Annotated in this window: 13 protein-coding genes; 2 read left to right on the forward strand and 11 right to left on the reverse strand. The window is 59.3% G+C overall.

The annotated features are described in order from the left end of the window. Positions 1-79 precede the first annotated feature (79 nt). Complete coding sequence (gene sseA / locus ACU4F7_RS16680; RefSeq protein ID WP_029593604.1) at positions 80-928, forward strand: 3-mercaptopyruvate sulfurtransferase; 849 nt, start codon at positions 80-82, stop codon at positions 926-928. After that, the gene (locus ACU4F7_RS16685) at positions 928-1704 is read left to right on the forward strand and encodes a MurR/RpiR family transcriptional regulator (RefSeq protein ID WP_024560291.1); all 777 of its coding nucleotides are present in this window, start codon (positions 928-930) and stop codon (positions 1702-1704) included. Before sseA ends, ACU4F7_RS16685 begins: the two co-directional genes overlap by 1 nt. A 33-nt stretch (positions 1705-1737) precedes the next feature. Here ACU4F7_RS16685 and ACU4F7_RS16690 read toward each other — a convergent pair whose 3' ends face one another. The 11 genes from ACU4F7_RS16690 to iscR all read right to left on the reverse strand — a co-directional run bounded on the left by ACU4F7_RS16690 (position 1738) and on the right by iscR (position 12146). Continuing rightward, entirely contained in the window at positions 1738-3855 is a 2118-nt protein-coding gene (locus ACU4F7_RS16690; RefSeq protein WP_481637382.1) for a M48 family metallopeptidase, read from the reverse strand. 470 nt (positions 3856-4325) lie between these two features. Continuing rightward, positions 4326-5102, reverse strand: coding sequence for an enhanced serine sensitivity protein SseB (sseB, locus tag ACU4F7_RS16695; RefSeq protein ID WP_035888789.1), 777 nt, complete (start codon positions 5100-5102; stop codon positions 4326-4328). A gap of 105 nt (positions 5103-5207) precedes the next feature. Continuing rightward, complete coding sequence (gene pepB, locus ACU4F7_RS16700; RefSeq protein WP_481637383.1) at positions 5208-6494, reverse strand: aminopeptidase PepB; 1287 nt, start codon at positions 6492-6494, stop codon at positions 5208-5210. A gap of 67 nt (positions 6495-6561) precedes the next feature. Further along, positions 6562-6762 carry a Fe-S cluster assembly protein IscX gene (iscX, locus tag ACU4F7_RS16705; RefSeq protein ID WP_024558749.1) on the reverse strand — a complete coding sequence of 67 codons (201 nt, stop codon included), beginning with the start codon at positions 6760-6762 and terminating at the stop codon, positions 6562-6564. An 11-nt stretch (positions 6763-6773) separates the two neighbouring features. Continuing rightward, on the reverse strand, positions 6774-7109 hold the full coding sequence (gene fdx / locus ACU4F7_RS16710) for an ISC system 2Fe-2S type ferredoxin (RefSeq protein WP_024558750.1): 336 nt from the start codon (positions 7107-7109) through the stop codon (positions 6774-6776). A 1-nt stretch (position 7110) separates the two neighbouring features. Further along, a complete protein-coding gene (gene hscA / locus ACU4F7_RS16715) occupies positions 7111-8961 on the reverse strand; it encodes a Fe-S protein assembly chaperone HscA (protein WP_481637384.1) in 1851 nt (616 codons plus the stop codon). A gap of 15 nt (positions 8962-8976) precedes the next feature. Continuing rightward, positions 8977-9492, reverse strand: coding sequence for a co-chaperone HscB (gene hscB, locus ACU4F7_RS16720; protein ID WP_024560287.1), 516 nt, complete (start codon positions 9490-9492; stop codon positions 8977-8979). An 80-nt stretch (positions 9493-9572) separates the two neighbouring features. Beyond that, a complete protein-coding gene (gene iscA / locus ACU4F7_RS16725) occupies positions 9573-9896 on the reverse strand; it encodes an iron-sulfur cluster assembly protein IscA (protein WP_024558753.1) in 324 nt (107 codons plus the stop codon). 13 nt (positions 9897-9909) lie between these two features. Beyond that, complete coding sequence (gene iscU / locus ACU4F7_RS16730) at positions 9910-10293, reverse strand: Fe-S cluster assembly scaffold IscU (RefSeq protein WP_024558754.1); 384 nt, start codon at positions 10291-10293, stop codon at positions 9910-9912. Between the two features lie 26 nt (positions 10294-10319). Then, positions 10320-11534, reverse strand: coding sequence for a cysteine desulfurase (gene iscS, locus ACU4F7_RS16735; protein WP_029593609.1), 1215 nt, complete (start codon positions 11532-11534; stop codon positions 10320-10322). Positions 11535-11657: 123 nt separating this feature from the next. Beyond that, positions 11658-12146: a Fe-S cluster assembly transcriptional regulator IscR gene (iscR, locus tag ACU4F7_RS16740; RefSeq protein ID WP_024558756.1), complete on the reverse strand. Its 489-nt coding sequence runs from the start codon at positions 12144-12146 to the stop codon at positions 11658-11660. Positions 12147-12176: the final 30 nt, after the last annotated feature.

Genomic DNA, 12176 nt, shown 5'->3' on the forward strand with positions numbered 1-12176 from the left:
GCGACATGAAAGTGGTGTCCTTGTGGTCCGGCGGAAAAGCGCTAACAATCCGTTTCTCAGTTTTGACACGGAGAAAACCATGTCCACCACTTTCTTTGTCGCGGGCGACTGGCTCGCAGAGCATATCGACGACCCGGAAATCCAGATCCTCGACGCCCGTATGGCGCCCGCAGGTCAGGAGCATCTGCGCAATATGGCTGAAGAGTACCGCGCGGGCCATATTCCCGGCGCGGTCTTTTTTGATATTGAAGCCCTCTCCGATCACACCACCTCCCTGCCCCACATGATGCCGCGCCCGGAAACGTTCGCGGTGGCGATGCGCGAACTGGGCGTCAGCAGCGATAAACACCTGGTGGTCTATGACGAAGGCAACCTCTTCTCCGCGCCGCGCGCCTGGTGGATGCTACGCGCTTTTGGCGTGCAGAACGTGTCGATTCTGGCGGGCGGGCTGGCGGAGTGGCAGCGCGACGGTTATCCGCTTATTGAAGGCGAGGTCAGCCTGCCGGAGGGCGACTTCGAGGTGAAGTTTGACGACTCGCAGATAAAGCGCCTGCCGGAAGTCTTGCTGGCGAGCCATGAAAAAACCGCGCAGCTGGTCGACGCGCGTCCCGCCGCACGCTTTAACGCCGAAGCGGACGAACCGCGCCCCGGCCTGAAACGCGGCCATATCCCCGGCGCGCTGAACGTGCCCTGGACCGACTTAGTGATTAAAGGGCAGCTAAAAACCACTGACGAGTTACAGGAGGTGTTTAACCGCCAGGGGGTTAATCTGACGCAGCCCATTATCGCCAGCTGCGGCTCCGGCGTAACCGCGGCGGTGGTGATGCTGGCGCTCGCCACGCTCGGAGTGGAAGAGGTTAAACTATACGACGGCTCCTGGAGCGAATGGGGCGCGCGCAACGACCTGCCCATCGAACCGGCGCAATAATGGACAGCCGCCTGGCGCCGCTGCTGACGCGCGGGGAGTCGTTGACGCGCGCTGAGTATCGCGTTTTGTCGCACCTGACCGGCCACCCTTTGCTGGTAGGCAAGGTCACGGTGCGCGAACTGGCGCAGGCGACATACGTCTCCACCGCCACCATAATGCGTTTGTGCCAGAAGCTCGGTTTTAGCGGCTACAGCGAGCTTATCTGGCACTGCAAGCAACTGCTTTCCGCCTCGCCGCATATCGCCAGTGAAGCGCCCGCCGCGCAGAGCGACGCGGTGCCCGCGCTGTTTGAACGTTTCCTCAGCAATTACCGGCGCACCTTTCAGTGGGTGACGCCGGAAAAAATGGCGCTGTTTTCGCAGCTGCTGCGTGAGAAAGAACATTTCTTTCTCTATGGCGCCGGTTTTTCCTGGCTTTTCGCCGAGTACCTGACCAAAAAGCTGCAGGTGCTGGGCAAGACGGCGTTTATTTCTGGTCCGGGCGACAGCCGGGCGATTTTTCTCAGCAACGCTTCCCGGTATGAAGTGTTTATCGCCGTTTCCCGCAGCGGCGAAACTGAGCAGGTGCTGGATAAAGCCCGCATTGCGCAAAACGTGGGGATGAAAGTGGTGGCCTTTACCCGCGCCTCGCCCAACAGCCTGGCGGCGATGGCCGATCTGCATTTCGCCCTTTATGACGAAGGGATCCATTTCGCGGCGCAAGCGGACGGCATTACCTCGTTTGAGTCCAACCTGGTGCTGCTCATCGATCTGCTTTTGCTGCAGGCGATGGCGTAATGGCGCGGCCCAGTGGCCGCGCCGAAGGGAACGTTACTTAAAGTTGTTCAGCGCCTCGCGAGCGTGGATCGCGTTCAGGTTGCGGATGAACAGCTCCAGCAGCGTTTCAGTTGAATAGGCCTTTTTATCTTCACCTTTCAGCTTGCCTATCCAGGTAAACATCAGCTGGTTTTTGCTGCGCTGCACCCGGGTGCGGTTTTTCCACCAGCCGCCTGTGGCGCGCGGCAGTTCATAACCTTGCTTGCAAATGAGCGTCACGGTGATGGTGTCGTTCATGTTCTGCACCTTGAAATCCTCTATCGCGTTAAGCGGGATATCGGCGGTGAACTGGCGGCAGCGTAGCGCTTGCGGCGTCAGGGTCAGGAACGGCGTATGGCGCTTACGCCACTGTTGCCAAAGCGACCAGCACGCCAGCAGTCCCAGCGCGCCCATGGCCGCGCCGCCAGCCAGCATATTCAGGTTAGGTTCGCCCAGATAGTTGAAGCCAAGCTGGGTGAGCAGAATGAACGACGCGACGAACAGAATAATCGCCAGAAAGCCGCCGACAACGTAGACCTTGTTCCCGGTATACAACGTGACCGATTCGCCCGCCTGCTCCACTACTTCTTCCAGTTCGCGGCGGAACGCTTCGCGATGCTGCGTGGCCTTGCCATCCAGCTCACGGGTCATTTGCGCCGCCATCGCCGCGGCCTGAGGCAGAAGCGGCGTCAGGCTCTGCCAGGCATCCTCAGCCGGGCGGGTAGCCTGCGCCAGCAGCGAGGCGTCCAGCGGGCAGCCCAGCGTTTCGATGCGCTTGCGGCTCGGCGGGTGACTGTCGGTCGGGTGCGCCGTTTCGCTCTCAAGATAGTGCTGCGGGTCGCTAAAGCCGTTGACCCGCAGGTCGTCGATCACGTTTTCCACCAGGTTGTCGCTCTGAAGCTTGCCGTTAAAGAAAGCCTCGAAGACGCGGTTCTGCGCTTCGCCGATGGCGGAGATACGCAGCAGCGAAGCGGCAAGGGCGCGGGGAGAGCTGGCGCGGGCGCCGACGGCGTCGGCTTCATGCTCGCGGATGCGGCTCCAGTGGCTCACCGTTTCGTGAAGCTGCTGAATGAACTGAATGCCGATGTGCAGCGAAGGATAAAGGATGACATGGTCCAGCACGGGCGCGTTGCGCTGGTTAAGCACCATGGTTTCAATACTGTGGCTGATGCCCGCATAAAGCGGCGCAAAACGCAGGCTGTAGAGCGTGTCCTGCCCCGCAAAGTGGCCCAGCTCGTGCCCGACGACGGCGCTCAGTTCGTCTTTATCCATTAGCGCCGCCCAGGTCAGCGGGAAGTAAAGCGTCTGCCCTTTCAGCAGCGGGCCATCTTCCAGCTGTACGGGGTTAGCCGTCACATAAAAGCCCTCCAGCAGACCGACCACGATATTATCCGGCACGATAGCGCCAAGACGCTGCGCCAGCGACTCCACCCACTGCCACAGCTCCGGCGCCTGCTCACGGGTCAGGTTATGGCCCGCCACCTCGTGCGGCTCCGGCTGGAACAGGGTAAAACACTGCTTCAGGCTGCCAAGGCTCTTGTAGAGCACCCACAAAATACCGAACAGCACCATAAGCGCGAAAAACATCACTTTGATGCCGCCCGCGTTCATTTTGAAATGGGTGCCGAACCAGAGCGTTTCGTAAACCACAGCGCAGAAGAAAGCCAGCCCGCAGATAACGATTTGCGAGACCATCAGCCACGGCAGCAGTTTGCGGCAGCGGTCGAAAGCGCGCACCAGGTCGTCCTGAGAGCGCTTCGCCACGTTTACGCTGCGCCGGCACAGAGCAAGCGCTCCGGCATTGAGCACAATGCACAACAGCGCCAGGCCTACGGCCAGGTCCGCCAGTTTGCTTTGCAGTTGGGCCAGCATAATTTCCCTGGCGTACTGGTTTTGCAGTTGGCGTTCATTCGTGATGAGCTCTTTCGCCGGCATGCGATAGTTTTCGCCGTCAGCGGTGAATTCCACCACCGCATTGCTGTCTTTTTGCAACGCCTCGTTCGCCGTCTGGATCAGGGCGTTTGAAAAATCGACGCGTCCGGTAATGTCGCTTACCCGGTAGTGCTGCCAGAGGCCATAGCAGGCAATCAGCAGCGGCACCAAAAAGAGATAGATAAGGCTCTTCCTGTTCATCGTAATATCCGTTTTCCTTGTTTTAGCCATAGAGGGCGAGCGCCTTGCCCGCGCCGTTAATCGCGCCTGCCGCCTGGCAGACGCGTTGAGACCACGGCCCTCTCAGGGGCCTGTGGGTTAACATCCGGTTTTCAGTAACGCCCTACACGTTTCCAGAGACCCGCCTTGCCGTTAGCGTTACGCGGCGCGCTTCTCAACAGGCCAATAAATGTGAACAGCATTTCACGCGTTAAAAAGCGCTGGATACCGGCGATACCGTTTCGCAAAAGAAGCTAAGGTATGCCAGTCCCTGATGCGCCTCGGTTGCGGGCGCTAAGCTAAACAGCGAAACAGGAGGGACTCAGCAGCGGGCAAGCTTAGCAAAGAGAGGATGAACAGGGGCCTACCAGAATTTGTCTTGATGAAGAGAATAGATAAATAACGGCGCTATGGCGGGAAATACAAAGGCGGCAATGTCTGCCGCCCCGGAATTAAATAATACGGTTTTGTTTAAAGTCGCGCAGGAAACTGCCCCAGCGGCGTTCATAAAACGGCGTAATATGGGCAATCATAAAATGGCTTATTCCCTTCTCGCCCTCTTTGACCTGGCATATATCCACCGGCTCGTCGCCCGGCAGCGTATCCATCGCCACGCTGCCCGCGGCGCGGATCACCGGATCGATATCGCCCTCCGCCTCGATGCCAATGAGCAGGTTCGGCTGTTCATCCGCCTGCTCTTTGATAGAACAGAGAAATGCCCGCTTCACCGTTTTCATCTCTTTAAAGAGCGTGGTGAGTGAATCAATCATCTGCGCCGGCGGCTCGTTGACCTCCGAGAGCAGCAGCGAAACGCCGCCTTCAAGCACTTCCTGGCTGCTGACCGCATCGCCTTGCTCGCTGATAAGATGGCTGATTTCGCGCGGCGTAAACTCTTTGCCGGTCGGAAGCTTCGCGTTCAGAAAGAGCGTTTCGCCAAGGGTCATTTCAAAAAGCTGGCGCGCAGGCATCATGACAAACGCCTGCTGGTAATCCACCGCCTGCTGCATGGCCTCAAGCGAGGTGAAAAACGGGATAACGGACGCGCCGTCTTCTTTTTCCCAGTGCTGCAAATCCACCGCGCTGTCGGCATCGATGGCCTCGCCCTGCGCCGCTTCGCCCGGCACCCAGACGGTGGAGTCCAGCAGGACGCGGAAAAATGCGGGCCGGTGCGCGGGTTCAGTGGCCGCTTTTTCCAGCAGGGTCTCAAGTTCGTTTTTGGTTTCGGACATAAGGTTTAAATCGTCTGTTTATTAACGGCGAGGGGTCATGCCTCTCGCCACAGGAATAGCGGCATTTTCCGCAGCGGGTCAGCGCAACGCCGCCCGCCAGGAACGTTATTCTGCGGTCAGCAGGTTCGCCAGCGTGCGCACGCCGATGCCGGTAGCGCCAGCCGCCCACTGTTCTACCGCAGCTTTACGGTAAGTGGCGGAGCAGTCGATATGCAGCCAGCCCTGCTGATAATTTTCAACAAAATGCGACAGGAAACCCGCCGCCGTGCTGGCGCCCGCCGGGTAAGCGCCGCCCGCCGTGTTGTTCAGCTCGGCGAAGTTGGAAGGCAGCTGGCTGCGATGGAACTCCGCCAGCGGCAGGCGCCAGAAGGCTTCGTTTTCGGCTTTCGCGCTCTCCAGCAGGCGAGCCGCCAGCGCGTCGTCAAAGCTAAACAGCGCGTGATAATCGTTGCCGAGCGCGGTTTTCGCCGCGCCCGTCAGCGTGGCGCAGTCGATGATAAGCTCCGGCTTCTGGGCCGAGGCGTCGATAAGCCCGTCCGCCAGCACCAGACGGCCTTCGGCGTCGGTATTCATCACCTCAACGGTTTTGCCGTTGCGGTAGGTGATGATATCGCCCAGACGGAAAGCGTTGCCGCTGATCATGTTGTCCGCGCAGCAGAGAATCAGCTTCACGCGCTTGTTAAGGCCGCGGGTGATAGCGAAAGCCAGCGAGCCGGTGACCAGCGCCGCGCCGCCCATGTCCGACTTCATCGAATCCATAAAGGCGGTCTGCTTGATGCTGTAGCCGCCGGAGTCAAACGTAATGCCTTTGCCCACGAGGCAGGCGTAAACCGGCGCGCTCTTGTCCCCTGTTGGGTTGAAGTCGAGCGTCAGCAGCACCGGCGGGCGCTCTGAACCACGGCCTACGGTATGCAGGCCAAGGTAGTTCTGCTCGCGCAGATCCTCGCCTTTGGTAATGCGGTAAGTCACGCGTTCGCCGCCAACGTCCGCCAGCAGATCGACCGCGCGTTGCGCCAGCTGCTCCGGCCCCACCTCTTCTGCCGGGGCGTTGATAACATCGCGCACCCAGTCGATGATTTTCAGGCGGCTGGTAAGCTCCTGCTGCTGGGCGTCGTCAAGTTTCGCCCAGCTCACCACGCGCTTGCCTTTCGGCCCGCGATAGCCCATCCAGAAGGCCCAGCTTTTCTCCACGTCCCAGCCATCGCCGGCCAGTTCCACGTGCTTCAGCCCCTGGCCGTCGATTTTGCGCCCCGCGCGCTGGATAAGCGCAAGGTCGTCTTTGCCGGTCAGATGCAGGGTGATGCCTTCGTTGTTAATGCTGTAAGCGGCTTTTTCACCCCAGCGGGCGTCGGCGGGGGTAGTGGAAAGAGTGATTTTCATGGCTTCGGTCATCTTATTGTCCTTATAGTCGGCTCATGGTTAAAACGTAAAAACGGGCCGCCAGAGGCAGCCCGTTTCGTTATTCTGCTTCGTCCAGCCAGACCAGCAGTATCGCTTCGAGGATTTTTTCGTTAGACGCGTTCGGGTCGTCATCGAAATCCTCAAGCTCGCAGATCCACTGATGCATATCGGTGAAACGCACAGTTTTCGGATCGGTATCCGGGCGGCTGTCATACAGCGCCTCGCCGATTTCGCGGCTGTCGGTCCATTTCAGTCCCATACTACCCCCGGTTAGTGCTCGCGAGCATGGTTGATAGTGTAACGCGGCATTTCGACCACCAGATCTTCATCGGTGACGCGCGCCTGGCAGCTCAGGCGGCTTTCCGGCTCAAGCCCCCAGGCTTTATCCAGCATGTCGTCTTCGTCTTCGCTGCTTTCCGGCAACGAGTCGAAACCTTCGCGCACGATGCAGTGGCAGGTGGTGCAGGCGCACGATTTTTCGCAGGCGTGTTCAATGTCAATGCCGTTGCGCAGCGCAACGTCAAGAATGGTTTCACCGCTCTTCGCTTCCAGAACTGCGCCATCGGGACAGAGATCCTGATGAGGCAGAAAAACAATCTTTGGCATATTAAACCTCGTCCACAGAGTGGCCTTTCAGCGCCTGACGGATAGAAGCATCCATACGGCGAGCGGCAAACTCCTGGGTTTGTTTGTCTGTATTTTTAATAGCATGTTCAATGGCGTCGGCATCATCGCCAAGGGCGGCGGCGCGAAGTGCCGCTACCGCCTCGTCAACCGCCTGACGCTCCGCGGCGCTTAACAGCGCGGCGTCGGTTTTCAGCGCCCCTTCCAGGCTTTCCAGCACGCGGGCGGCTTCCACTTTCTGCTCGGCCAGCATTCGCGCTTTCACGTCCTGCTCGGCAAAGCTCATGGAATCCTGAATCATGGCGGCGATTTCGCCGTCAGTCAGACCGTAAGAAGGCTTCACCTGGATAGACGCTTCCACGCCGGTGGATTTTTCCATCGCGGTGACGCTCAGCAGGCCGTCGGCGTCCACCTGGAAGGTGACGCGGATATGCGCGCCGCCTGCCGGCATGGCGGGAATGCCGCGCAGCGTAAAGCGCGCCAGCGACCGACAATCCTGCACCAGCTCGCGCTCGCCCTGCATGACGTGGATAGCCATGGCGGTCTGCCCGTCTTTAAAGGTAGTGAACTCCTGAGCGCGGGCGACCGGGATGGTGGTGTTGCGTGGAATGACTTTTTCCACCAGGCCGCCCATGGTCTCAAGACCGAGCGACAGCGGAATCACGTCCAGCAGCAGCATTTCGCTGTCCGGCTTGTTGCCGACCAGGATATCCGCCTGAATCGCCGCGCCGATAGCGACCACTTTGTCCGGGTCGATGGAGGTCAGCGGCGTGCGGCCGAAAAACTCGCCCACGCGCTCGCGCACCAGCGGCACGCGGGTGGAGCCGCCCACCATTACCGCTTCCAGCACCTCGTGTGCCTCTACGCCCGCGTCTTTCAGCGCGCGGCGGCAGGCCAGCAGCGTGCGTTTCACCAGCGGGGCGATAAGCGCGTTGAACTGCTCGCGGGTAACGCTGCCCCGCCAGCCCGCCACCTCGACCTCTGCGGTTTCGGCGTCGCTCAGGGCGATTTTCGCCGCGATGGCGACGTCGAGAAGCTGACGCTGGAGGCGGTTGTCGGTACGGTCCGTGAGGCCCGCCTGTTCGCGAATGAAATCCGCCAGCAGGTGGTCGAAGTCGTCGCCGCCGAGCGCGGAATCGCCGCCGGTCGCCAGCACCTCAAACACCCCGCGGCTTAAGCGCAGGATGGAGATATCAAACGTGCCGCCGCCGAGATCGTAAACCGCGATCACCCCTTCCTGCCCCGAATCGAGGCCATAGGCGATGGCCGCGGCGGTAGGTTCGTTTAACAGGCGCAGCACATGCAGCCCGGCGAGGCGGGCGGCATCTTTGGTGCCCTGGCGCTGGGCGTCGTCAAAATAAGCGGGAACGGTGATCACTACGCCGTCAAGCTCGCCCGCCAGCGCTTCGCGCGCGCGTTCAGCCAGCGCTTTGAGGATATCGGCGGAGACGCGCACCGGATTCAGCAGCCCGGCGGGCGTGTTGATCATCGGCAGGCCGTTTTCGCTTGCCGTTAAGTGGTACGGCAGATGGGGGTAGCGCGCCTGAATATCGGCAAGGGAGCGGCCCATCATGCGCTTAACGGAGCTAATGGTGTTCACCGGGTCGCTGGCGGCTTGCGCGCGCGCTTCCCAGCCCACGGTGTGGCCCTGGTGCTGATAATGCACAACGGAGGGCAGCAGATGGCGGCCTTCGTGGTCCGCCAGGGTTTCGGTTTGCCCACTGCGAACCGTCGCCACCAGCGAGTTGGTGGTGCCAAGGTCGATGCCCGCCGCAAGCTTACGCTGGTGCGGCGCGCTACTCATGCCCGGCTCACTGATTTGTAATAAGGCCATGTTGAGCTTCCAGAATTAAAAATCGAGCAGCTTTTCTTCGAGTTGTTCTGACTGGCTTTGCAGTTTATCGAGAAAACGGAGTTTGCGCACGGTGTCCGCCGCCTGCGTCCACGCTTCGCTGTCCAGCTCCGCCACCATCTGCTGATGGCGGGTGTTGTACATGCCTTTTACCCGCTGCATGAACGACTCGAGACGTTCGGTATCTTTCGCCTGCTCAATCTCATCCAGCTCTTCGCGCAGCTCCAGCTGTTCCATCAGGAATGCCGTATCACGCACGGTGTGCTGCTCGCTTGCCAGGTCGAAGCCGTGGAGCGAAAGCAGATATTCAGCGCGGGTCAGCGGATGGCGCAGCGTTTGCCAGGCCTGATTGATGGTGGCGGATTGCGAGAGGGCCGCCAGTTGTTCGGCTTGCGGACGGCTGGCGTATTTATCGGGATGATACTGACGTTGCAGCTCCTGGTAACGCGCCGCCAGTTGTTCACTGTCGAGCGCAAAGCCAGGCTGCAACCCAAAGAGGGTGAAGTAATCCATAACGGTCTCGGGGTCAGCGTGGTAAAGCAATGCCCCACGCGCCCGGTCGGGCGGTGGGGTCATCAGGGCGGGTCGTGGTATCAGACGTTGAAACTTTCGCCGCAGCCGCACTCATCTTTTACGTTCGGGTTAGTAAACTTAAACCCTTCGTTGAGGCCTTCTTTAACGAAGTCCAGCTGAGTGCCGTTGAGGAATTGCAGGCTTTTGCCATCGACAACCACTTTTACGCCTTTGTCTTCGAACACCTGGTCTTCCGGCTGGGGTTCATCAACAAATTCCAGCACATAGGCCATGCCAGAGCAGCCAGACGTGCGCACGCCAAGACGCAGGCCAAACCCTTTACCGCGGTTGGCAAGGAAGGCATTCACACGCGCGGCGGCGGAATCGCTAAGGGTAATCGACATACTACAACCTCAATTATTTGGCTTGTTTGCTTTTGTAATCCGCAATCGCGGCTTTAATGGCGTCTTCCGCAAGAATAGAGCAGTGAATTTTCACTGGCGGAAGCTCAAGCTCCTCGGCGATGTCGGTGTTCTTGATAGCCTGCGCTTCGTCCAGGGATTTGCCCTTCACCCACTCGGTGATAAGGGAGCTGGAAGCGATAGCGGAGCCGCAGCCGTAGGTCTTAAAGCGCGCGTCTTCAATGATACCTTCATTGTTGACTTTGATCTGCAGCTTCATCACGTCGCCGCAGGCCGGCGCGCCGACCATGCCGCTGCCGACGCTTTCGTCGTTGTTGTCAAAAGAACCGACGTTGCGCGGATTCTCGTAGTGATCGATAACTTTTTCGCTGTATGCCATGTTTTATTTCTCCCGTCGGATACCGATTAATGATGCGCCCATTCGATGCTGTTCAGGTCCACGCCCTGCTTGAACATTTCCCACAGCGGAGAAAGGTCGCGCAGACGGCCGATGGATTTACGAACCAGCTCGATGGTGTAATCAATTTCTTCTTCGGTAGTAAAACGACCTAAAGAGAAACGGATAGAGCTATGGGCCAGCTCGTCGTTCATGCCCAGCGCGCGCAACACGTAGGACGGCTCCAGGCTCGCCGACGTACAGGCGGAACCGGAAGAGACAGCCAGGTCTTTCAGCGCCATGATCAGCGACTCGCCTTCCACGTAGTTAAAGCTCACGTTCAGAATGGTCGGTACGCCCTGCTCGAGGTCGCCGTTCAGGTAAACTTCTTCGATATCTTTAATGCCGTTCCACAGACGGTTACGCAGACCGCGCAGGCGCGCCATCTCGCTGTCCAGCTCTTCTTTGGCGATGCGGTAAGCTTCGCCCATGCCGACAATCTGGTGAACAGGCAGGGTGCCGGAACGCATGCCGCGCTCGTGGCCGCCGCCGTGCATCTGCGCTTCGATGCGAATGCGCGGCTTACGACGAACGTAGAGCGCGCCGATGCCTTTCGGGCCATAAATTTTGTGAGCGGAGAAGGACATCAGATCCACTTTCAGCTGGCTCAGGTCGATAGGCAGTTTGCCCACGCTCTGGGTCGCGTCCACATGGTAGATGATGCCGCGCGCGCGGCACATTTCGCCGATGGTGGCGATATCCTGCACCACGCCGATTTCGTTGTTCACGTGCATGATGGAGACCAGAATGGTGTCGTCACGCATCGCCGCTTCGAGCTCTTTGAGATCGATAATGCCGTTGCTCTGCGGGGCGAGGTAGGTCACTTCAAACCCTTCGCGCTCCAGCTGGCGGCACGTATCCAGCACCGCTTTGTGCTCGGTCTTGCTGGTGATGATGTGCTTGCCTTTCTTCTGATAGAAATTGGCCGCGCCTTTGATAGCCAGGTTGTCAGATTCCGTCGCGCCAGAGGTGAAGACAATCTCACGCGGGTCTGCGCCAACCAGGTCGGCAATGTGGTTACGGGCGATATCAACCGCCTCTTCCGCCTGCCAGCCAAAGCGGTGAGAACGGGACGCCGGGTTACCGAACGTGCCGTCCATCGTCAAAAACTGCATCATCTTCTCGGCGACGCGCGGGTCAACCGGCGTGGTCGCGGAGTAGTCGAGGTAAATCGGTAATTTCATTGCTCTTATGCTCCGTACATCTCAATACGTAAACCCGGCGGCTGGCTGGATAAAAGCCGATACCGACGGAGTGTTCGGACACCCCGGCCGGGTTCTGAATACCTGTAGTTTTTTTTAACTTACTTACGCACGCAGTTTGACGTCGATGGCGTCCTGAGCGCGGGTCGGGCGATGGGCATCGTTATGCTGACGGTCAGAAACGTCCAGCACTTCCTGGTTGTTCACCAGTTCACCTAAGGTGATGTTGTTCAGAAAACCGGTCAGACGGTCGCTGAGGTCGCGCCACAGCGCGTGGGTCAGGCACTTATCGCCGCCCTGGCAGCCGCCTTTGCCCTGACAACGGGTTGCGTCGACAGATTCGTCAACGGCGCTAATCACTTCGCCGACGGCGATGCTGCTTGCGTCTTTGCCCAGCAGATAACCGCCACCCGGACCGCGTACGCTGGCCACCAGACCATTTTTGCGCAGACGGGAAAACAGCTGCTCCAGATAGGACAGGGAGATACCCTGACGCTCGGAAATATCAGCCAACGGAACCGGGCCCGCTTCGGAGTTAAGTGCAACGTCCAGCATTGCGGTCACGGCATAGCGCCCTTTTGATGTCAGTCTCATGTCTTACTTAACCTCAAACACGCCCCTCGA

The organism is Franconibacter pulveris (assembly GCF_056780215.1).